Source organism: Streptomyces sp. NBC_00122 (assembly GCF_045160845.1).
Lineage (GTDB): Bacteria > Actinomycetota > Actinomycetes > Streptomycetales > Streptomycetaceae > Streptomyces.
Window position 1 is genome coordinate 1,290,616 of the sequence record NZ_CP108191.1, and the last position, 20,345, is coordinate 1,310,960.

Sequence of the window (20,345 nt, forward strand, 5' to 3'; positions counted from 1 at the left end):
GGCGCTACGGGGCACCCTGTCCAGTCAGGCCGCCGGGGGAACGGTACTCGGACAGGTTGTGACGGGTGGGACGGGAGCGCGTTTGGGGGCGCGGATCCCGTGCCATGGATGGGGACATGTCACTGCACACAGCAACTGCATCCCACTCCGGCGGACCGGTCCTGTCGGAAGAGGTACGCGAGGCGCTCGCCCGGCACCGGCCCGTCGTGGCCCTGGAGTCAACGATCATCGCGCACGGCCTGCCGCGTCCCCGCAATCTGGCGGTGGGGCTCGAACTGGAGGCGCTGGTCCGTTCGGAGGGCGCGGTTCCGGCGACGATCGCGGTCGTGGACGGGGTGGCCCACGCGGGCCTGGACAAGGACCAGCTGGAGCGGATCGCGGGCGGCGAGGGCGTACGCAAGCTCGGCCACCGGGACCTGGCGCCCGCGCTCGCGGCGGGGGCCACGGGGGCGACGACGGTGTCCGCGACCGCCTTCCTGGCGGCCCGGGCGGGACTTCGGGTCTTCGCCACGGGCGGGCTGGGCGGCGTGCACCGCGAGTGGGCGCAGACGCAGGACGAGTCGGCGGACCTGTCGCTGCTGGCGCGGACGCGGATCACGGTCGTGTGCGCGGGCGTGAAGTCGATCCTGGACGTGCCGGCCACCCTGCAGCGGCTGGAGACGCTGGGGGTGGGGGTGCTGGGGTACCGGACCCGGCGGTTCCCCGGCTTCTACCTGGCGGATTCCGGCGAGCCGGTGGACTGGACCGTGGAAGGGCCGGACGAGGTCGCGGCGGTGATGACCGCCCAGGACGCCCTGGGAGGCGTGGAGTCGGCGCTGCTGGTGGCCAATCCGGTGGCGGAGGCGGAGCAGCTGGATCCGGAGCTGCACGACCGGGTGCTGGCCGAGGCGCTCGCCGAGTGCCGCGAGCGCGGGATCACGGGGCAGGCGGTGACGCCGTTCCTGCTGGGGTTCCTGGTACGGGCGACGGCCGGGGCCTCGCTGGAGGCGAACCTGGCGGCGGTACGGGGCAACGTGCGGCTCGGGGCCAGGATCGCGGGGGCCTGGGCGGCCCGGGCATGACCACGTCGGGACCGGCCGTCCCGGGGGCGCTGCTGATCGTCGGGGACGTGGTGACCGATGTCGTGGCGATGCATCCCGAACCGCTGGCTCCGGCCACCGACACGGCCGCCCGGATCCGGACCCTGCCCGGTGGCGCAGGGGCCAACGCCGCCTGCTGGGCGGCCGTCACCGGGGCCGTGGAGGTACGGCTCCTGGCGCGGGTGGGCGCCGAGTCGGCGCGGTGGCACGAGCGGGCCCTGGTGGACGCGGGGGTGCGGCCGCGGCTGGTGATCGACCGGGAGGAGCCGACCGGGACGGTGGTCGCGCTGGTGGGCAAGGACGCGGAGCGGACCTTCCTGACCGACAGCGGGGCCGCGCTTCGGCTGTGTCCCGCCGACTGGACGCCGGCGCTGCTGGACGGGGTGGCCCATCTCCACCTGTCCGGGTACCTGTTCTTCGCCGACAGCAGCCGGGAGCTGGCGCTGGTCGCGCTGCGGGCGGCCCGGGCCCGGGGGGTGCCGGTGAGCGTGGATCCCGCCTCGGCCGGATTCCTGGCCGGGCTGGGCCCGGTGCGGTTCCTCGACGCGGTGGCGGGGGCCGACGTACTGCTGCCCAACGAGGCCGAGGCACGGCTGCTGGCCGGGCTGCCGGAGCCGGACGGGGTGGCCCGGGCGGCGGCGCGGCTGAGCCGCCGGGTTCCGCTGGTGGTGGTGACCCGGGGGGCGGCCGGGGCTCTGGTCGCCGAGCGGGGCCGGATCACCGCCGAGGTCAGGGCGGAACCGGCCGAGGCGGTGGACTCCACGGGGGCGGGGGACGCGTTCACCGGGGGGTTCCTGGCGGCACGGCTGGCGGGGGCGGATCCGGTGGAGGCGGCGCGGGCGGGCTGCCGTACCGCCGCGCTGGCGGTCTCCCGGCTGGGCGGAAGGCCGTAGCCCGGACCGCGGTGGCGGATGCCCCGGCCGTTGCCAGGGCCGCCGTGGCGGATGCCCTGGCGGATGCCGTGGCCCGCGGCCCGTCAGCGGTCGCGGATGTCCGTCCATGCCGGGTGGCGGGGGTCGTCGGCCCTGACCAGCGCGTCGGCCTGCGCCGCCGGGTCGGTCTCGGCCTCGTAGCGGGCGAAGGCCGGGAGGGTCCAGCGTGCGGACTCCTCGGTGCGGCGGGCGAGCGCGCCCGGGGAGAGCCGGACGTGGACACTCAGGTCGAAGGGGAACCAGTGGCCCAGCAGCAGCGGTCCGTGCACGATCACCACGCCGCCGGGCGGGAGTTCGACGTACGGGCTGCGCGTCGCCCGGTCGGTCACCGGGTCCCACAGATCGGGCAGCACCCGCCCCGTCCCGCCGGGGTCGGTCGGGCCGAACACCTCCCGCCAGAGCGCGGCCGTGTCGTACCAGCCGCCGAGGTACGCGTCCACGTCCTGGCGGCCGAACTCGAAGCGGAGGGAGGCCGGCCGCAGGAAGCCCTCGGCCGGTACCACCAGGACCGCCCGTCCGCGCAGCCGCAGCGCCTCGGCGAGGTGTCCGGCGAGCACGCCGGTCCCGGCGGCCGGCGCTCCGTCGATGCCCACCCGCTGCCGGCCGTCCTGGCCGGTGTCGCGGTCGTCGAGGTGACCGGCGAGCCGCTCGGCCATCCGCTGCCATGTGATCGCTTCCAGCTGCACCGGCCCATTGTCACGCGGCGTGCTCCCGGCAGACGGCCGGGGGGATCCCGGCCGGCGCCGGGGCGGGTATGGAGAACGGGGTCAGGGCGGTCCCCGCGGGAAGCGCCGGGGTCACGTGGATCACGACCGGTTCACTGCCGAGGTTGTGGCCCAGGTGGATGTGCCCTATGCCCGCGGGCTCCACGAAGGCGGTCCCGGCACGGTGCACCACGACCGAGCGGTCGTGCAGGACGCGGGTCAGCGTCCCCGTGAGCACGACGGCGTTCAGCCGCACCCGGTGGTAGTGCCAGCCGGTGCAGCCGCCCGGAGGGATGACGACCTCCCGCGCCTCGGGGCCCCCTGCCGTGCGCGCCCTCGCCGGCCGGATCGTCATCGTCTTCTGCCCAACCATGTACACGTGTCCTCCTCGGTGGACCGGCCGTCGTCGACCCGGGCCCACGGTAAAAGGACCGCAGGTCATCGAGGAAGAGATGATCGAACATCAACCACCTTTCCGCACCAGGTGATAGGAGGTCCCGGCGGCGGTATCACACCCGTATGAGCCTGGTCGTCTTCGAGTCCGCGAAGCAGATCCACTGCGCCGAGTGCCGGCAGGGCCCGCTCCGGCACCTCGTGCGCGAGGCGGGCGTGCCGCGCTGCCTGGACTGCGCCGATCTCGGGCACCTGATCTACCTCCCGCGCGGGGACGCGGCGCTCACCCGCCGCTCCCGCGAGGCGAGTTCGCTCTCCGCCGTCGTCGTCCGCTTCAACAGGCGCCGTCGCCGCTACGAACGCCAGGGGCTCCTCGTCGAGGACGCCGCCCTGGCGGACGCGGAGCGTGCCTGCCTCGCGGACGCCGAGGCGCGGGCCCGGCGCCGGGAGCGCGAACGGCTGCGGCGCGCCGCGCAGGACATCCTGTTCACGGCGGCCTTCGCGGCCGAGATAGTGCGGTTGTTCCCCGGCTGCCCGGCCGACCGGGCCGTGGCGATCGCCACCCACGCCTCGGTGCGCGGAAGCGGCCGGGTGGGCCGCAGCGCGGCCGGCCGGGCCCTCGACGAACTGGCGGTCTCGTACGCGGTACGGGCGGCCGTGCGGCACACCGACACCGAGTACGACGCCCTGCTGATGGCCGGGGTCCCGCGCTTCGCGGCCCGGGCCCGGCTGGCCGCCCGGATCGACGCCATCCTGGACGGGTGGCGTACGAGCCCTAGTTGAGGCGGAAGCGGCGGTAGAGCAGCACCCCGCCGAGCAGCAGCGCTCCCCCGCCCGGCAGCAGGTAGCCGACGCCGTCGGCCCCGGTGTGGGCGAGCGCCTCGGTGTGCCGGGGCGGTGCGGGCGGGGCGGGCTGGGCAGGCGGTGCGGGCGGGGTCACGGGGTGCGAGGTGACGGGGGGCCGGACGGGCTCGGCTTCGCCGGGCGTCCCGCCGTTGACCGAGGTGTTGCCGTGAGAGCCGTTGCCGACGCCGACGACGCTCACCGCGTTGCCGCTGATGTTCAGCGGCAGGTCGACGGGGAGCTGGAGCCCGTTGCCGGACAGCACCCCCGGTGAATCCTTTCCGCGTCCTTCGGCACCGGCCCCTCCGCTGTTTCCGGCTCCGTGTTTCGACGGATGCGAGGGCCTCGGTTCGAGATGCCCTCCGCCGCCCCCCGGCGCCTCGTTGGCACAGCGGTTCCCGGCGGCCGGGTTGAGTACGCCGATCACGCTCACGGTGTTCCCGCACACGTTCACCGGGACGTGCACCGGCAGTTGCACCAGGTTCCCGGACAGCAGCCCCGGCGAGCGTTCGGCCTGACCAGCCGCGTCCGCATCGGCGTAGGCGAATCCGCTCACGCCCGCGACCGCCAGCCCGCCTCCCGCAACCACCGCCGCGATCAAGCCATTCCGACGACTGTGACGCATCAGTCTTCCCGCCTTCCGGAGGAGTTCGCGGGCGCTGCACCCGCACCGGAAACAACGCCCTGAACCCGTTCGGGTTATAGAACCGGTAGGCATTTCACTCCATCGTGTACTGGGTAGTGCCTACTTCATGACTGGACGACCGCTGCTCCTCCTCGACGTCGACGGCCCGCTCAACCCCTTCCGCTCACCCCTCGCCGGACTGCGCGGCTACCGGAGCCACCGGATGCGGCCGGACGTCTGGCTCGGCTACCGCGACCCGGAGTCCCGCAGTGCCCGGCGCGGCGCGCTGGTCCGCCTCCATCCCTCCCACGGCGCCCGGCTGCTGGCCCTGCCCTTCGAACTCACCTGGGCCACCGCCTGGACGCACCAGGCCAACACGATGATCGCCCCGCACATCGGACTTCCCGGTGATCTTCCTGTCATCGAATGGCCGGAACTCTTCGCCCGCGACCCGGAAGGCCTCTCGTGGAAGACCCGCGCCCTCGTCGACTGGGCGGCCGGCCGCCCCTTCGCCTGGGTCGACGACATGATCAACGCCCGTGACCGCGCCTGGGTCCGCGCCCACCACCCGGCCCCGGCCCTCCTCCTGCGCATCCACCCCCGCCGCGGCCTCCGGGACCGCGATTTCGCCGCGTTGACCCGCTGGGCGGCCCAACTGCCCGGATAGGGAGGGCGCGGCCCGCTCAGTGCAGCAGGGCGGTGACCGGGTCCGGGGAGGGGCGGCCCGTGGGCCACCAGTCGTCGTCGTCCGGGCGGGACTCGTAGGCGTACCAGAGGGCGTCACGGCCGAGGCGAAGCTGGCGGGTGTGGGCCGTGAGGCGGTTGCGGTCGGGGCGGAAGGAGCCCTGGGCGGCGGCGAGGAGCGCCGGGCGGGCCCGGTCGAAGGGCCCGGCCGGCGGGTCCCAGGGCTCTTCGAGGGCGGCGAGCGCGGGGAGGCCGCCCTGCCGCCAGGCCGCCGCGGCGCGGGCGAGGTCGGTGGTGGTACGGCCGGTCGCGCGGGCCAGGTCGCGGAAAAGACCGCGGGCGGCGCCGGTGAGCCCGGCCGTGGGGTACGCGGAGGCCAGCCGGACGGCGTCCTGCCACAGGCTGAGCCCGGCGATCGGGTCCTCGGCCGTGGTGAGGACGGCCAGCGCGCGGGCGGCTGCGTCGGAGGCGAGCTGGTCCAGGGCGAGCGGGTCCGGCGCGGCCGGGTCGGCCGGGCAGGCCGGCGGGAGCCCCGCGGCGGCGGGCGCGGGAAGCGGCGCGGGCAGCAGCGGCAGGCTGGTGCGGGCGAGCGCCGCCCGGGCCGGGACGCCGGGGAAATCCGGTGTGGCGTCGGGCTGTTCGCGTGCGGCGTGGGCGGCATTGCGGCGGGTCAGCTCGTCGAGGAGCTCCCGCTCGCCGCGGCCGCGCAGGAGCAGCAGCACGAAGGGGTCCTCGTCGAGGAGCCGGGCCGCCCGGTAGCAGAGGGCCGCCGCGTGCTTGCACGGCGGACGCGCGACGTCCGGGCACGAGCAGCGCGCCACGAGCTCGCCCGCGCCGGGCAGGATCGCCTCGGCGAGCGACTGCGGAACCTCCTGCTCCAGCAGGGCGGCGAGCGCCGCGGGGTCGGCCGCGACCGTCTCCAGCAGCTCCTCCCACTCTCCGTCCGCGAAGGCGGGCAGCGTCAGCTCCGTGCGGTACGGGCGGGGCCGGCTGCCCCGTACGTACGCCACGATCCGGCCGGGGGTGACGGTGACGGCGTCGACGTGCCCTTCGGCGGCATACGTACGGCCCCGGGCCAGCCGGGCCGGGTCACGGGACACCGCTTCGAGGGCCGACACCCAGGCCCGGCCCCACCAGCTCACCGCCTCCATCCCGGCGGGCACGGTCTCGAAGGTGCGGCGGCGGTCGTCCCGCGCGGTGATCACGCCGGCCTTCGCAGGGAGACGAGGTCGGCCAGTTCACGGTCGGTCAGCTCGGTCAGCGCCGACTCGCCGGAGCCCAGGACGGCATCGGCCAGTGCCCGCTTCGCCTCCAGCATCTCGGCGATCCGGTCCTCCACGGTCCCCTCGGCGATGATCCGGTGCACCTGCACGGGCTGGGTCTGGCCGATCCGGTAGGCCCGGTCGGTGGCCTGCTCCTCGACGGCCGGGTTCCACCAGCGGTCGAAGTGGATGACGTGGCCGGCCCGGGTCAGATTCAGCCCGGTGCCCGCCGCCTTCAAGGAGAGCAGGAAGACCGGGACTTCGCCCGCTTGGAAGCGGTCGACGAGCTCCTCCCGGCGCGGGACCGGAGTTCCGCCGTGCAGCAGCTGGTGGGAGATCCCCCGGGCCGCCAGATGCCGCTCGATGAGCCTGGCCATCGTCACGTACTGCGTGAAGACCAGCACCGAACCGCCCTCGGCGAGGATCGTGTCCAGAAGCTCGTCCAGCAGGGCGAGCTTGCCGGAGCGGTGCGGGATCCGCGGCTCGGCCTCCTTCAGGTACTGCGCGGGGTGGTTGCAGATCTGCTTGAGCGAGGCCAGCAACTTCATGATCATGCCGCGGCGCTCGATGCCCTCGCTCGACTCGATCACCGCCATCGCCTCGTCCACCGCGGCCTGGTAGAGCGAGGCCTGCTCCCGGGTCAGGGAGACGGGGTGGTCGGTCTCCGTCTTGGGAGGCAGCTCGGGTGCGATACCGGGATCCGACTTCTTGCGCCGCAGCAGGAACGGCCGTACGAGCGCGGACAGCCGGGCCACCGCCGCCTCGTTGCCGCCGTCCTCCTCCTGCTGGTGCTCCACCGGGCGGGCATGGCGGGCCCGGAAGGCGGTGAGCGGGCCCAGCAGGCCGGGCGTCGTCCAGTCGAGCAGCGCCCACAGCTCGGAGAGGTTGTTCTCGACCGGGGTGCCGGTCAGCGCCACCCGGGCCGGCGCCGGGACCGTGCGCAGCGCCTTGGCGGTCGCCGAGTGCGGGTTCTTGACGTGCTGCGCCTCATCGGCGACGACCATGCCCCAGCTCTGCTCGGCCAGGAGCGGGGCGCTGGCGCGCATCGTCCCGTACGTGGTGAGCACGAACCCGCCGGCGGCGGATTCGAGGTCGTCGACGCTGCGGGTGCCGCCGTGGAAGCGGCGCACGGGCGTGCCGGGGGCGAACTTTTCGATCTCGCGCTGCCAGTTGCCCAGCAGGGACGCGGGACACACCACGAGCGTCGGCTCGGGGCGGTCGCGGTGCAGGTGGAGCGCGATCAGGGTGACGGTCTTGCCGAGCCCCATGTCGTCGGCGAGGCAGCCGCCGAGGCCGAGGGAGGTCATCAGGTCCAGCCAGGCCAGACCGCGCGCCTGGTAGTCCCGCAGGGTGGCCTTGAGCGCGGCCGGCTGCGGCAGCGGGGCCAGCTCCCCCGTCAGCCGCTCCCGCAGGGCGGCCAGCGCCCCGACCGGAACCGCCTCGACGGGCTCCCCGTCGATCTCGGCCGTCCCGGACAGTACGGTCGCCAGCGCGTCCACCGGGTCCAGCAGGCCCAGTTCCCGCTTGCGCGCCTTGCGCACCAGCTCGGGATCGACCCGCACCCACCGGTCCCGCAGCCGCACCACCGGCCGGTGGGCCTGCGCGAGGGCGTCCATCTCGCCCGGGGTGAGCCGGTCGCCGCCCAGCGCCAGCTCCCAGGAGAAGGCGAAGAGGTGCGCGGCGTCGAAGAAGGCCGTGCCGTCGGTGGCGGACCCGGGCGCGGTGGACCGTACGACGGCGGTCGCCGACAGCGTACGGGCCAGCTCGCGCGGCCAGTGGACCAGGACGCCCGCGGCCGCCAGCCGGGTCGCGGCCATGCCCAGCAGGTCTTCGAGCTCCGGGTCCGACAGGGCGAGGGCGTCGGGGACCGGCTGGTCGAGCAGGCGCAGCAGGGGCGGCCAGACCCGCGCGGCCCGGCGCAGCGCGAGCACGGCGTCGATCCGGGCGCGCGGTCCGAAGCCCGCGGCGGCCGCGCCCGCCCACAGCTGTGCGGCGTCGGTGACGAGGGTCGGGTCGGCGAGGCTGTGCACCTGGACCACGGCGGCCCCGGCGCGACGGACGTCCTCGCCCTCCGCCTCGTCGAAGAGGCGGAAGGACGACAGGTCGAGCCGCAGCGAGATCCCCACGCCGGTGTCGGCTCCGGCCGCGACCTGCGCGGCCCAGTCCTGTATGCCCGGCACCCGCTGCGGCTCCCGGGCGGCGAACGGCCGTCCGGCCGCGACCGGCGCGGCCGGGGTGCGGGGCAGGCTGTCGGCGACCGCGTCGAGGAAGGAGCGGACCAGCGCCTCCGGTTCGGGCAGCTGGAGCGGGCGGCGGCCGGCCAGCGGGGTCGCATACCCCTCGTGGGGCAGTGCGGCGGCGATCGCGCGGAGGTGGTCGACATCGGCGGCGTCGAGCGGCCCGGCCCGCCAGGCGTCGATGCCCTCGGGGGTGAGCCCGGGCAGCAGGCGGCCCCGGGCGACCAGTGTGAGCGCCTGGGTGGCGGCGGTGCCCCAGGCCCGGGTGGCGGGGTGCGCGGCCGGGCTGCGGGGTGCCCGGACGAGCAGGGGCAGGGCGGCGGTGACGGAGAAGGCCACGGCGAGCACGGTCCGGCTGCGGACCCCGTCGCCGTGCGGGCGGACGACGGTGAGCGGCATCGGCGCACCCGCCTCGGGCAGGGCGTCCCCGTCGGGCGCCCAGAACACGACGCGGCCCTGCCGGGGAACGGCTGCGGGCAGGAAGACGGCCGCGTGGCGCAGCAGCGCGGATGTCTGCGGCTGCGACTGCGACTGCGACTGCGACTGCGCTGCCACGGTGTCCCCCCTCCCCGGTCGATGTCCAGACGGACCCCTCTGCCGACGAGTCTAGGCGCGACCGCTGACAACGCCTCTGACCTGTGAATCAGCGTCCCCAGCGGCCCTGTTCCGCGGCGTATCCGTACACCGGCCGGCCGGTGGCCGCGCTGGTGCGCAGCGGCCGTCCGCCGTCGTCGATCCGCAGGGTGCCGGAGCCGGCCGGCCCAGTCCAGCGCAGGTCGAGGTACCAGTCGCAGTCGCAGCCCGTGGTGGCCGCTTCCACACGCAGGACGACCGGCTCGGACGCTGAGACGCGCAGCGGGAAGGCGGGGGCCGGGACGGTGCCCCCGGCGTCGTTCCCGGCGACGGGCCGGGCCAGGGGGCGCGGCGCGTCCAGGTTGACGGCGAAGGCCGCCGGGGTGAGGGACCCGCCGCAGCCCGGGGACATCCGGTAGACGTTCCAGGCCGGCGGGGTGCGCCGCGCGGCCACCCGCACCTCCAAGTCCTCCAGGACCACGCTGCCCGCGCCCGTGCCGTGCAGGGTGACCTCCACGATCTGGGCCGCGGCGTGGACGGCACGCTGCGCCGAGGCCCAGGCGGGCGCGTCCGCCTCGACGGGCGGCGGCGGCACCGAGCCGGGGCCCCGTTCGGCGAGGTAGGCGTGATCGCAGCCGTAGGCCCACACGTGCGACCGTACGGCTGCCTTGAGCGGTACCGGCGCCGCCGACGGCGACGACCGGGACGGCGGGGCCGGAGCCGGAGCCCGGTCGGACGCCGGACCGCCCTGCGCCGGCAAAGGCGAGGGTGACGACGACGGCGACGACGCCCCCGGCGCCGGGGTCCCGGCCGCTTCCGACGGCGCCGAGGAGGCGGTCGCGGTGGCCGCCCCCGCGGACCCCGTCGCCCCCGCCACGCCGGGCGGCGTCCCGCGCTCGGGCAGGGACGCCGCCAGTACCGCCACGGCCACCGCGCCCGCGGTCACCCCGACGGCGAGGACGGCGGCCGCCCGCCGCCGGTACCAACGGGGCCGGACGGACACCGGCGCCCCCTCCGGCTCCGCGGCGGGTACGACAGCGGGTACGACAGCGTGTTCCGCCACGGCGCCCGGGTCTGGTTCCGGAGCTGGTTCCGGAGCTGGTTCCGGGGCGGGCGCCGGGTCGGCCCGCCCCGCCGCGCGCCTGCGCGCGTCCGCCAGCAGCCACGCCCGGTGCAGTTCCACGGCCTCCCCGGGCGAGGCCCCGCAGGCCCGGGCGAAGCGGTCCACCACCGCGAACTCCGCCGGCACGGCCTCCCCGTTGCAGTAGCGGTGCAGCGTCGAGGTGCTCGTGTGCAGCCTGCGCGCCAGCGTCCCGTAACTCAGCCCGGCGCGCTCCTTCAGCTCCCGCATGAGCCGCGCGAACCGCTCCGCCTCGCCCACGGTGTTCCCCCCGTCCCACGACTGCGTTCCATGCAGGGGGTGTTCCCCCAGGTGACAGCACGTACGGCCATTCCAGTGTCCCGAATCCGCAGCGATCCGTCGCCCGACACCCGGGCCCGGGGCAAGGCTGTTCACGTACGCCGTCACACCGATCAGCACGACGCTCACGACGCTCACGACCACGGGGAGTACCCATCATGTTCCGACGCTCCGGCACCCTCGCCGCCCTCACCACCGCCCTCGTCTCGGCGGCCGCGGCCCTCGTCCTCACCGCCCCGGGCTCTGCCACGGCGGCCACCGCGCCCGGGTTCATCGGCGGCGCCGACCTGCCGCCGCACCCCACCTCGCCCTGGTACGCGGGCGAGGTCACCAAGGGGCTGCCCGAGTTCGCGCCGTTCTGCCTGGACGGCGCGCTCCCGGCGGCGGGCGGCTGGCACCGCGGCTTCGGCACGGAGTACGACACCGGCGCTGTGCAGATCTCCGTACGCGCCGCCTCGCCCTCCGCGGCCGCCAAGCTCGCCGGAACCCTGGAGCGCAAGGTCGCGGCCTGCGCCGCCGACTGGCTGGGCACGACCCCGGGCGGCACGGCCTCCTGGCAGGACTACGGGAAGCTCGCCGTCGAGGAGGGCGCGCACGTCTACGGGGTGCACACCTCGGTCCCCGACTCCGAGCCCGGCGTGCACCTCTACGGAATCGGACGCGACGGCTCCACCGTCACGGTCGTGAAGTGGAGCCAGATGGGCGACCTGTCCGACGCCCCGGTCGCCGGCTTCAGGAAGACGACCACGACGGCCGTGAACAAGCTCAACCCGTAAACGGCAGGAGGTGGGACCATGGACAGGAGGCGATGGCCATGCGTTCCGGGAACGAGCCGGTGACCGCCCGCAGTCCGCTGCGGCTGCGGTTCTGGCTGAGTCTGTGGGGGCTGCTCTGGGCCGCCGCCGGGACGGCCCTGTTCTCGCTGGTCGGCCGTCCCGGCTGGGCGGCGGCCTGCGGTGTGGTCGTGCTGCTGGCGGCCGTGGACCTGGCCGTGGTCATCCACCACATCCACCAGGGCCCGCACTATCAGCCCGGCCCCGACGTCCCGCCGTACGAACCGCCCGGGAGCCGGTGAGGCTCAGTCCTCGAAGCGGGCCGCCGCCAGGTACTCCGGCTGCGGGTCCAGGGCGGCGGCGAGGCGGAAGTGCTTGCGCGCCTGGTCGTGCCGCCCGGAGCGCTGGTGCGTACGGGCCAGTGCGAAGTGGGCGAAGGCGTTGTCCGGCTCCCGCTCCAGTACCAGCTCGAACTCCAGCTCCGCCGGGCGTAGTTGGGCGGCGGCGAAGAAGGCCCGGGCGCGCAGCAGCCGGGCTGCGGTGTTCTCGGGGTGGGCGGCTATGACGGAGTCGAGCAGCTTGACCGCGCCGCGCGGGTCGCGTGCGGCGAGCAGTTGCTCGGCGGCCCGGTAGTCGATGACGTGCGTCTCCGGGCTCGTCGGCGGCTTCGGGGACGGCGAGGAGTGCGGCGTGGTGTCGGACACGTGTGAGTTCCTTCCCTCTGCGGGCGCCTTCAACGCCCGCCCCCGGACCCGCTATTCCGCTGCCCGCTCCCGCGTCGCCCGCTCCGTGAGCTCCGCCCACACCTTGCGCACCTGCGGTTCCAGCGCCTCCAGCGGCCCGTCGTTGTCGATCACGAGCGTCGCCACGGCGAGCCGCTGCTCCCGCGTGGCCTGCGCGGCCATCCGGGCCCGCGCCTCCTCCTCGGCCATCCCGCGCAGCACGGTGAGCCGCGCCAGCTGCGTCCGCGGCGCCGCGTCCACCACGACCACCAGGTCGTACAGCGGCGCCAGGCCGTTCTCCGTGAGCAGCGGTACGTCGTGCACCACGATCGCGTCGGCCCCCGCGGCGGCCTCCAGCTCGGCCGACCTGGCCCCGACCAGCGGGTGCACGATCGCGTTGAGGGTCTGGAGCTTCGCCGGGTCGGCGAACACGATCGACCCGAGCTTCGGCCGGTCCAGCGCCCCCTCCTCGGTCAGCACCGATTCCCCGAAGGCCGCCACGACGGCCGCGAGCCCCGGCGTACCGGGCTCGACGACCTCCCGCGCGATCCGGTCGGCGTCCACGACGACCGCTCCGTACCCCGCCAGCAGCCGCGAGACCTCGCTCTTGCCGGCACCGATTCCGCCCGTCAGGCCCACTTTCAGCATGCTCGCAGCCTAGACCCCGCCCCTGCCCGGGCCACAGGCCCCCGGCCCGGCCGCCCCCGGTCCGGCGGTCCGGCCCTCAGCTTTCGCCCTCGCGTTCCGCCAGGAACCGCTCGAACTCGCGCCCGATCTCGTCCGCCGAGGGGATCTCCGCGGGCTCGGCCATCATGTTGCCCCGGGTCTCGGCACCGGCCGCCGCGTCGTACTGGTGCTCCAGCCCCTGTACGAGGCTGACCAGTTCCTCGTCGCCCTCCCGGATCTGCCGGTCGATCTCCGTCTGGGTGCGGTGGGCCTCCGTACGCAGGGCGTGCGCCACGGCCGGCAGGACCAGCCCGGTCGCCGCCGTGATCGCCTCCAGCACCGTCAGCGCGGCGTCCGGGTACGGGGAGCGCGCGACGTAGTGCGGTACGTGCGCGGCGACACCCAGCACGTCGTGCCCGGCCTGGGCCAGGCGGAACTCGACCAGCGACTCCGCGCTGCCCGGAACCTGCGCCTCGTCGAAGGGGCTGCGGTGGCCCGGCATGAGGTCGGTCCGGTTGCCGTGCGGGGTGATGCCGACGGGCCGCGTGTGCGGCACGCCCATGGGAATGCCGTGGAAGTTGACCGAGAGCCGGACGCCGAGGCGCTCGACGATCTGCCGGACGGCGACGCTGAAGCGCTCCCACTCCACATCCGGCTCCGGGCCGGACAGCAGCAGGAAGGGGGCTCCGGTGGCGTCCTGGACGAGCCGGACCTCCAGCCTGGGCTCCTCGAACTCGGTCCAGTGGTCGCGCTGGAAGGTCAGCAGCGGGCGGCGGGCCCGGTAGTCCACCAGCCGGTCCGCGTCGAAACGCGCGACGACCTGGTGGGGCAGGGTGTCCAGGAGGCGCTCGACGATCTGCTCGCCGGCCTCACCCGCGTCGATGTACCCCTCGAAGTGGTACAGCATGACCAGCCCGGCAGAGTCTTGGGCGAGCGCCAGGTCGGCCACCGCCAGGCCCTTGGCGTCCCATTCGTACAGACCCTGTGGATCAAGCACCGTCACCACTCCTCCCTCGTCGCGTTCTCTGCCAAGAACGTCCAAGGAGGCGCCACCATTCCCCAGTTGGCCAAACGGATCGCGGGGAAAGCGGAAAGGCCCGCCCCCCGAAGGGGACGGGCCTCACCGTTCACATCAACCAGCTGGGCTCACACCGGGGTGTGATGCGCGCTGCGATCAGCTCTGGCCGCCGGCCAGCTTCTCGCGGAGCGCGGCCAGGGCCTCGTCCGACGCCAGGGCGCCGGAGGTCTCGTCCGACTCCGAGGAGTACGAACCACCCGAGATGCCCGCACCGGCGTTGCCACCGGCGGCCGGGGCGGCAGCGCCCTCGGCGGCAGCGGCCTCGTCGGCCTCGCGGCTCTTGATGACCTGAGCCTGGTGCTGCTCGAAGCGCTGCTGCGCCTCGGCGTACTGGGTCTCCCAGGCCTCGCGCTGCTTGTCGAAGCCCTCGAGCCAGTCGTTGGTCTCGGGGTCGAAGCCCTCGGGGTAGATGTAGTTGCCCTGGTCGTCGTAAGACGCGGCCATGCCGTACAGGGTCGGGTCGAACTCGACCGACGCCGGGTCGGCACCGAAGGACTCGTTGGCCTGCTTCAGCGACAGCGAGATCCGGCGACGCTCGAGGTCGATGTCGATGACCTTGACGAAGATCTCGTCGTTGACCTGGACGACCTGCTCCGGGATCTCCACGTGGCGCTCGGCCAGCTCGGAGATGTGGACCAGGCCCTCGATGCCCTCGTCCACGCGGACGAACGCACCGAACGGAACCAGCTTGGTGACCTTACCCGGGACGACCTGACCGATCTGGTGGGTCCGGGCGAACTGCTGCCACGGGTCTTCCTGCGTCGCCTTCAGCGACAGGGAGACACGCTCGCGGTCCATGTCGACGTCGAGGACCTCGACGGTGACTTCCTGGCCGACCTCGACAACCTCGGACGGGTGGTCGATGTGCTTCCAGGACAGCTCGGAGACGTGGACGAGACCGTCGACGCCACCCAGGTCCACGAAGGCACCGAAGTTGACGATCGAGGAAACGACGCCGGAGCGGACCTGACCCTTCTGCAGGGTGGTGAGGAACGTCTGGCGAACCTCGGACTGGGTCTGCTCGAGCCAGGCACGGCGGGACAGGACCACGTTGTTGCGGTTCTTGTCCAGCTCGATGATCTTCGCCTCGAGCTCCTTGCCCACGTAGGGCTGGAGGTCGCGGACGCGACGCATCTCCACGAGGGAGGCCGGCAGGAAGCCGCGGAGGCCGATGTCGAGGATGAGACCACCCTTGACGACCTCGATGACGGTACCGGTGACGATGCCGTCTTCTTCCTTGATCTTCTCGATCGTGCCCCAGGCACGCTCGTACTGAGCGCGCTTCTTGGACAGGATCAGACGGCCTTCCTTGTCCTCCTTCTGGAGAACCAGGGCCTCGATCTCGTCGCCGACCTTGACGACCTCGTTCGGGTCGACGTCGTGCTTGATCGAGAGCTCACGGCTCGGGATCACGCCTTCGGTCTTGTAACCGATGTCGAGCAGGACCTCGTCCCGGTCGACCTTCACGATGACGCCGTCGACGATGTCGCCGTCGTTGAAGTACTTGATCGTCTCGTCGATCGCGGCGAGGAAGGCTTCCTCGTTACCGATGTCGTTGACCGCTACCTGCGGAGTGGTAGAGGTGGTCTCGGTGCTGCTCGTCATGTGGGAAAGGGCTCCGGTTACGGACAGAAAGTCGTAGGTACTGCTACGCCGGGAGCCCTTATCGGCATCTGCCGAAGAAGCCGGACAGCCAAGGAAGCCCCGGATCCGCCTGAGCGGGAGGGCCTCGAAAACCGAGGGGACATCAACAGATGCAAGCGCAGCCTGCTAGGTCTGAGGAGCACAGGCTCGCAGCGCAACTTGTAGCATACGGGGGCAGCCGGACACGGTCAATGCGCGAAGGCGGACACCCCCGGCGGATCGCCGTATAACCGGCACAATTCGTGGTCGGGGAGGCCGTGATGGCACGTCCCTGCCACGTTCCGCAGACATCCGCGGACATCCGAAGACATTCGCAGACTACGACGACGGGCCCCATGAACCAAGAGGACTACGCCCCCGAAGACGCGTACGAGGCCGATCCGGGCCCCGGGGACGACGCCGAGGCCACACGGCGTGACGCCGGGGAAGCGGAGAGCAGCCGGGCGAGCCGCGGCTGGTGGGACCGCAACGCCGACGAGTACCAGAGCGAGCACGGCGCCTTCCTCGGCGACGACCGCTTCGTATGGGGGCCGGAAGGCCTGGACGAGGCGGAGGCGGCCCTCCTCGGCCCCGCCGCCTCCCTCAAGGACAAGGACGTCCTGGAGATCGGCGCCGGCGCCGCCCAGTGCTCGCGCTGGCTGGCGGCCCAGGGCGCCCGCCCCGTCGCCCTCGACCTCTCCCACCGCCAGCTCCAGCACGCCCTGCGCATCGGCGATGACGTCCCGCTCGTCGAGGCCGACGCCGGCCGGCTCCCCTTCCGCGACGGCTCCTTCGACCTCGCCTGCTCCGCCTACGGGGCCGTCCCCTTCGTCGCCGACCCGGTGAACGTGATGCGCGAGGTCCGCCGCGTCCTGCGCCCCGGCGGCCGCTGGGTCTTCTCGGTGACCCACCCCATCCGCTGGGCCTTCCCCGACGAGCCCGGTCCCGAGGGGCTCTCCGTCGCCGCCTCCTACTTCGACCGGACCCCGTACGTGGAACAGGACGAGCAGGGCCGCGCCGTGTACGTGGAGCACCACCGCACGATCGGCGACCGGGTCCGCGACGTGGTGGCGGGCGGATTCCGCCTCGTCGACCTGGTCGAGCCCGAGTGGCCCGAGTGGAACAGCCAGGAGTGGGGCGGCTGGTCCCCGCTGCGCGGCAACCTGATCCCGGGCACGGCGATCTTCGTCTGCGAAAGGGACTGACCCCCTTGAGCACCCGGGTCCGCCAGGCCGCCCTCGACGCCCTGCCCGTACGGGAGGCCGTGCCCGCGCTCGTCTCGGCGCTGGACGGCCACGGCACCGCCGTGCTGTGCGCACCGCCCGGCACGGGCAAGACCACGCTGGTGCCGCTGGTGCTGGCGGGGCTGGTGGGCGGCGGCCCGCGGCGCCGGGTCGTGGTCGCCGAGCCGCGGCGGATCGCCGCCCGGGCCGCGGCGCGACGGATGGCCTGGCTGCTGGGCGAGCAGGTGGGCGGCTCGGTGGGCTTCACCGTGCGCGGGGAGCGCGTCGTGGGCCCTTCGGCCGCGGTGGAGGTGGTCACCACCGGAGTACTGCTGCAGCGGCTCCAGCGGGACCAGGAGCTGTCCGGCGTGGACCTGGTGGTCCTGGACGAGTGCCACGAGCGGCACCTGGACGCCGACACGGTCGCCGCCTTCCTCCTGGACGTACGGGAAACCCTCCGCCCGGAGCTGCGCCTGGTCGCGGCTTCGGCGACGACCGACGCGGCCGGGTGGTCCCACGTCCTTGGTCATGGCCGCCTCGGCGGTGCGCCGGTGGTGGAGGCGGCCGGGGTCTCGTACCCGGTCGAGACGGTCTGGGCCCCTCCGGCCCGGCCGGTACGGCCCCCGCACGGGATGCGGGTGGATCCGGCCCAGCTGACGCACGTGGCCTCGGTGGTGCGGCGGGCCCTCGCTGAGCGCGAGGGCGACGTGCTGTGCTTCCTTCCCGGAGTCGGTGAGATCGCCCGGGTGGCCGGGCAGCTGGGTGCGGTGGACGCCGAGGTGCTCCAGGTCCACGGGCGGGCACCGGCGGCCGTGCAGGACGCGGCGCTGACGGCATCGGCACGCCGCCGGGTGATCCTCGCGACGGCGGTGGCCGAGTCCAGCCTGACCGTGCCGGGCGTGCGCGTGGTGGTGGACTCCGGGCTGGCCCGCGAGCCCCGGACGGACCACGCGCGGGGCCTGGGCGCGCTGGCGACGGTACGGGCCTCCCGCGCGGCCGGGCGCCAGCGGGCGGGCCGGGCCGGGCGCGAGGCGCCGGGCGCGGTGTACCGCTGCTGGACGGAGGCGGAGGACGTCCGCCTGCCCGCGTTCCCCGCGCCGGAGATCCGCATCGCCGACCTGGCGCAGTTCGCCCTGCAGGCCGCGTGCTGGGGCGACCCGGACGCGGCGGGGCTCGCGCTGCTGGACCCGCCGCCGTCCGGGGCGATGGCCGCGGCGCGTGAGGTGCTGGTCGCGGTCGGCGCCGTGGACGGGACGGGCCGGCCGACCCCGCGGGGGCTGCGGATGGCCCGGCTGGGCCTGCACCCCCGGCTGGCCCGGGCGCTGCTGGACGGCTCCGCGGCCGTCGGGGCCCGCCGCGCGGCGGAGGTGGTGGCGCTGCTGAGCGAGGAGCCGCCGCGGGAGTACGGGGACGACCTGGCCGGTGCCTGGCGGCAGGTCCGGCGGGGGTCGGACCCCTATGCGTCGCGCTGGCGCGCCGAGGTCCGCCGGCTGGAGCGGGCCGCCCAGGACCCCGCGGGGCAACCCGCCACCCCGCCCCGCCCCGGCGGCGGCGCCGCACCCGATGACCTCGCCGCCGGGCTCGTCGCCGCGCTCGCGTTCCCCGAGCGGGTGGCCAGGGCTAAGGGGGAGGCGGCCTTCCTCATGGCTTCGGGCACGGCGGCCGAGCTCGGCGACGGGTCACCGCTGCGCCGCGCCCCCTGGCTGGCGGTCGCCGTCGCCGACCGGCCCCCGCACTCGGCGTCCGCGCGGATCCGGCTGGCCGCCGTCATCGACGAGGACACCGCCGCGGCCGCCGCCGGGCACCTGCGCACGGCTGCCGAGGAGGTGCGCTGGGAGGACGGGGACGTCGTCGCCCGCTCGGCGCAGCGGCTGGGCGCGATCGAACTCGCGATACGCCCGCTGCGCAGCCCCGACCCGGTCCTCGTCCGGGCCGCCCTGCTCGACGGGCTGCGCGCCGAAGGCCTCGGCCTGCTGCGCTGGTCCGCGGACGCGGAAGGGCTCCGGGCCCGGCTGGGCTTCCTGCACCGGACGCTCGGCGGCGCGTGGCCCGACGTGGCGGACGACGGCGCGCTGCTGGACCGGGCGGACGACTGGCTGGAGCCGGAGCTGTCCCGCGCCCGGCGCCGCGCGGACCTCGGGCGGATCGACGCCGGGCAGGCCCTGAACCGGCTCCTGCCGTGGGCCACGGGCGAGGCCTCCCGGCTGGACGAGCTGGCTCCGGAACGGCTGGAGGTCCCCAGCGGGTCCCGGATCCGGGTGGACTACTCCGCCGAGCAGCCGGTGCTGGCCGTGAAGCTCCAGGAGCTGTTCGGGCTGGCCGAGACCCCCCGGGTCGCGGGCGTGCCGGTCCTGGTGCACCTGCTGTCGCCCGCCGGACGGCCCGCCGCCGTCACCGCCGACCTCGCCTCGTTCTGGCGGGGCGGCTACCGCGCGGTCCGCGCCGAGCTCCGGGGCCGCTACCCCAAGCACCCCTGGCCGGAGGACCCGGCCAGCGCCGAGCCCACCCGCCACACCAACGCCCGCCTCAGGCGCTGACCTCTCCCGCCCGCACGCGCCGGCCGCGCGCTTCCAGCCACAGGGCCAGCCCGAGGAGCACCAGCCCGCCGGCCGCCCGGCCGGCCGGCGCGTAGGTGTGCAGCGCGAGGACCTTCGTACGGTTGGAGGCGACCAGGTCGAAGGTGTATGCGGCGTAGTCCTCGCGTATCTTCACGTGCCCGGCGAAGGCGGTGAGCTTGCCGTCGGGGCCACCCGCCGCGATCCCGCCGCGCATCTCCTGCTGGATCTCCTGCTCGGCGTTGACGGGCGCCCCGGTCACCGGGTCGACCCAGAACATCGCCTTCGTCGTGTACCAGAGGGTGGTGCCGGTGGCCGCCTCGATCGTGGCCGGGTCGATGCCCTCGATCGGCATCTTCTTCGGCATGGGGACCTTGGTCCACGGGACGGTCTGCTCGAAGTAGTAGACGTCCATGCCCCGGTACTTGCGCGGGCCGACGTAGTGGATCGGCGAGGAGGTACGGGTCTGCGCGTCGAAGTACACGTAGTCGCGCGGCTCGGTGAAGAACGGCCACTTGAACTCGATGCCCTCGCGTTCGACGGCGTCCCCGTCGACCATCTCACCGGTGGCGTGCACCGGGTCCTGGGTGTGGGCGTCGAAGATGTAGCGCTCGGGGATCTGGGAGACCATCTTCCCGTCCGGCCCGATGATGTAGGTCAGCGTGTCCCAGACGACGACGTCCTTGCCGGCGCTCGACTCGATCTCCTGCGACGCGTCCACGTCGCCCTTGAGGGTCTGGACGATGGTGACCTTGTCGACCTTCTTGGGCTGCATGCCGCCGGTGTAGTCGAGGAGGGTCGCGTCCTTCGCCTCCAGCACCATCTCCTGGTACTGGCTCGGCGGGATCTTGGCGAGCCGCGGGTACGCGTACCAGCGCAGCAGCGGTGCGAGGGCCGCGCAGAACACGGCGAGGGCCAGCAGGACAAGGCTCGCTCTGCGTCGCATGGCCGGG

At 74.4% G+C, this 20,345-nt stretch carries 19 protein-coding genes; 8 read left to right on the forward strand and 11 right to left on the reverse strand.

The genetic code is table 11. The features are described from left to right. Window positions 1–116: 116 nt before the first annotated feature. Together OG737_RS06115 and OG737_RS06120 are read left to right on the forward strand one after the other, a co-directional pair. The gene (locus OG737_RS06115) at window positions 117–1,061 is read left to right on the forward strand and encodes a pseudouridine-5'-phosphate glycosidase (RefSeq protein ID WP_328925106.1); all 945 of its coding nucleotides are present in this window, start codon (window positions 117–119) and stop codon (window positions 1,059–1,061) included. Next, window positions 1,058–1,972 carry a PfkB family carbohydrate kinase gene (locus OG737_RS06120; RefSeq protein WP_328925107.1) on the forward strand — a complete coding sequence of 305 codons (915 nt, stop codon included), beginning with the start codon at window positions 1,058–1,060 and terminating at the stop codon, window positions 1,970–1,972. Before OG737_RS06115 ends, OG737_RS06120 begins: the two co-directional genes overlap by 4 nt. A gap of 83 nt (window positions 1,973–2,055) precedes the next feature. Here the strand turns inward: OG737_RS06120 and OG737_RS06125 are convergent, their stop codons facing one another. Together OG737_RS06125 and OG737_RS06130 are read right to left on the reverse strand one after the other, a co-directional pair. Then, on the reverse strand, window positions 2,056–2,697 hold the full coding sequence (locus OG737_RS06125; protein WP_328925108.1) for a uridine kinase: 642 nt from the start codon (window positions 2,695–2,697) through the stop codon (window positions 2,056–2,058). A gap of 10 nt (window positions 2,698–2,707) precedes the next feature. Further along, window positions 2,708–3,088, reverse strand: coding sequence for a cupin domain-containing protein (locus tag OG737_RS06130; protein WP_328925109.1), 381 nt, complete (start codon window positions 3,086–3,088; stop codon window positions 2,708–2,710). Window positions 3,089–3,234: 146 nt separating this feature from the next. Here OG737_RS06130 and OG737_RS06135 point away from each other — a divergent pair, with 146 nt between their 5' ends. Beyond that, the gene (locus tag OG737_RS06135; RefSeq protein ID WP_328925110.1) at window positions 3,235–3,891 is read left to right on the forward strand and encodes a DUF2293 domain-containing protein; all 657 of its coding nucleotides are present in this window, start codon (window positions 3,235–3,237) and stop codon (window positions 3,889–3,891) included. Here OG737_RS06135 and OG737_RS06140 read toward each other — a convergent pair. Beyond that, complete coding sequence (locus OG737_RS06140; RefSeq protein ID WP_328925111.1) at window positions 3,884–4,507, reverse strand: chaplin; 624 nt, start codon at window positions 4,505–4,507, stop codon at window positions 3,884–3,886. The two genes, OG737_RS06135 and OG737_RS06140, sit on opposite strands and share 8 nt — an antisense overlap. Window positions 4,508–4,703: 196 nt before the next feature. Here OG737_RS06140 and OG737_RS06145 point away from each other — a divergent pair, with 196 nt between their 5' ends. Further along, a complete protein-coding gene (locus OG737_RS06145) occupies window positions 4,704–5,243 on the forward strand; it encodes a hypothetical protein (RefSeq protein ID WP_328925112.1) in 540 nt (179 codons plus the stop codon). A gap of 16 nt (window positions 5,244–5,259) precedes the next feature. On the opposite strand, the gene OG737_RS06150 is transcribed toward OG737_RS06145, so the two are convergent. The 3 genes from OG737_RS06150 to OG737_RS06160 all read right to left on the reverse strand — a co-directional run bounded on the left by OG737_RS06150 (window position 5,260) and on the right by OG737_RS06160 (window position 10,713). Next, window positions 5,260–6,411 (reverse strand): SWIM zinc finger family protein, encoded by a 1,152-nt coding sequence (locus OG737_RS06150; RefSeq protein WP_328930231.1) that lies wholly within the window; start codon window positions 6,409–6,411, stop codon window positions 5,260–5,262. A gap of 50 nt (window positions 6,412–6,461) precedes the next feature. After that, a complete protein-coding gene (locus OG737_RS06155) occupies window positions 6,462–9,314 on the reverse strand; it encodes a DEAD/DEAH box helicase (protein WP_328925113.1) in 2,853 nt (950 codons plus the stop codon). An 88-nt stretch (window positions 9,315–9,402) separates the two neighbouring features. After that, window positions 9,403–10,713 (reverse strand): helix-turn-helix transcriptional regulator, encoded by a 1,311-nt coding sequence (locus OG737_RS06160; RefSeq protein WP_328925114.1) that lies wholly within the window; start codon window positions 10,711–10,713, stop codon window positions 9,403–9,405. A 197-nt stretch (window positions 10,714–10,910) separates the two neighbouring features. Between OG737_RS06160 and OG737_RS06165 the strand changes: the two genes are divergently transcribed. Both OG737_RS06165 and OG737_RS06170 read left to right on the forward strand, forming a co-directional pair. Continuing rightward, entirely contained in the window at window positions 10,911–11,528 is a 618-nt protein-coding gene (locus tag OG737_RS06165; protein WP_328925115.1) for a hypothetical protein, read from the forward strand. Between the two features lie 38 nt (window positions 11,529–11,566). Next, window positions 11,567–11,827 (forward strand): DUF6343 family protein, encoded by a 261-nt coding sequence (locus OG737_RS06170; RefSeq protein ID WP_328925116.1) that lies wholly within the window; start codon window positions 11,567–11,569, stop codon window positions 11,825–11,827. A 3-nt stretch (window positions 11,828–11,830) separates the two neighbouring features. Here the strand turns inward: OG737_RS06170 and OG737_RS06175 are convergent, their stop codons facing one another. From OG737_RS06175 to rpsA, 4 genes are all read right to left on the reverse strand, one after another. After that, complete coding sequence (locus OG737_RS06175; RefSeq protein WP_328925117.1) at window positions 11,831–12,229, reverse strand: tetratricopeptide repeat protein; 399 nt, start codon at window positions 12,227–12,229, stop codon at window positions 11,831–11,833. 51 nt (window positions 12,230–12,280) lie between these two features. Beyond that, complete coding sequence (gene coaE, locus OG737_RS06180; protein ID WP_405680074.1) at window positions 12,281–12,895, reverse strand: dephospho-CoA kinase; 615 nt, start codon at window positions 12,893–12,895, stop codon at window positions 12,281–12,283. 76 nt (window positions 12,896–12,971) lie between these two features. After that, window positions 12,972–13,910 carry a PAC2 family protein gene (locus tag OG737_RS06185; protein WP_328925119.1) on the reverse strand — a complete coding sequence of 313 codons (939 nt, stop codon included), beginning with the start codon at window positions 13,908–13,910 and terminating at the stop codon, window positions 12,972–12,974. 177 nt (window positions 13,911–14,087) lie between these two features. Continuing rightward, complete coding sequence (gene rpsA, locus OG737_RS06190; protein WP_030010959.1) at window positions 14,088–15,596, reverse strand: 30S ribosomal protein S1; 1,509 nt, start codon at window positions 15,594–15,596, stop codon at window positions 14,088–14,090. Between the two features lie 374 nt (window positions 15,597–15,970). Between rpsA and OG737_RS06195 the strand changes: the two genes are divergently transcribed. Next, entirely contained in the window at window positions 15,971–16,819 is an 849-nt protein-coding gene (locus OG737_RS06195; protein ID WP_328925120.1) for a class I SAM-dependent methyltransferase, read from the forward strand. 5 nt (window positions 16,820–16,824) lie between these two features. Continuing rightward, window positions 16,825–19,374: an ATP-dependent helicase HrpB gene (hrpB, locus tag OG737_RS06200; RefSeq protein WP_328925121.1), complete on the forward strand. Its 2,550-nt coding sequence runs from the start codon at window positions 16,825–16,827 to the stop codon at window positions 19,372–19,374. Here hrpB and OG737_RS06205 read toward each other — a convergent pair. Further along, entirely contained in the window at window positions 19,364–20,338 is a 975-nt protein-coding gene (locus OG737_RS06205; protein ID WP_405921261.1) for a DUF3068 domain-containing protein, read from the reverse strand. The genes hrpB and OG737_RS06205 overlap by 11 nt on opposite strands. Between the last annotated feature and the right edge of the window lie 7 nt (window positions 20,339–20,345).

What these genes read in the sequence shown, in the direction of transcription:
- OG737_RS06115 (WP_328925106.1), top strand. Translation starts at nt 117, where the DNA reads ATGTCACTGCACACAGCAACTGCATCCCACTCCGGCGGACCGGTCCTG.
- OG737_RS06120 (WP_328925107.1), top strand. Translation starts at nt 1,058, where the DNA reads ATGACCACGTCGGGACCGGCCGTCCCGGGGGCGCTGCTGATCGTCGGG.
- OG737_RS06130 (WP_328925109.1), bottom strand. Translation starts at nt 3,088, where the DNA reads ATGGTTGGGCAGAAGACGATGACGATCCGGCCGGCGAGGGCGCGCACG.
- OG737_RS06135 (WP_328925110.1), top strand. Translation starts at nt 3,235, where the DNA reads ATGAGCCTGGTCGTCTTCGAGTCCGCGAAGCAGATCCACTGCGCCGAG.
- OG737_RS06145 (WP_328925112.1), top strand. Translation starts at nt 4,704, where the DNA reads ATGACTGGACGACCGCTGCTCCTCCTCGACGTCGACGGCCCGCTCAAC.
- OG737_RS06150 (WP_328930231.1), bottom strand. Translation starts at nt 6,411, where the DNA reads ATGGAGGCGGTGAGCTGGTGGGGCCGGGCCTGGGTGTCGGCCCTCGAA.
- OG737_RS06165 (WP_328925115.1), top strand. Translation starts at nt 10,911, where the DNA reads ATGTTCCGACGCTCCGGCACCCTCGCCGCCCTCACCACCGCCCTCGTC.
- OG737_RS06170 (WP_328925116.1), top strand. Translation starts at nt 11,567, where the DNA reads ATGCGTTCCGGGAACGAGCCGGTGACCGCCCGCAGTCCGCTGCGGCTG.
- coaE (WP_405680074.1), bottom strand. Translation starts at nt 12,895, where the DNA reads ATGCTGAAAGTGGGCCTGACGGGCGGAATCGGTGCCGGCAAGAGCGAG.
- rpsA (WP_030010959.1), bottom strand. Translation starts at nt 15,596, where the DNA reads ATGACGAGCAGCACCGAGACCACCTCTACCACTCCGCAGGTAGCGGTC.
- OG737_RS06195 (WP_328925120.1), top strand. Translation starts at nt 15,971, where the DNA reads ATGAACCAAGAGGACTACGCCCCCGAAGACGCGTACGAGGCCGATCCG.
- OG737_RS06205 (WP_405921261.1), bottom strand. Translation starts at nt 20,338, where the DNA reads ATGCGACGCAGAGCGAGCCTTGTCCTGCTGGCCCTCGCCGTGTTCTGC.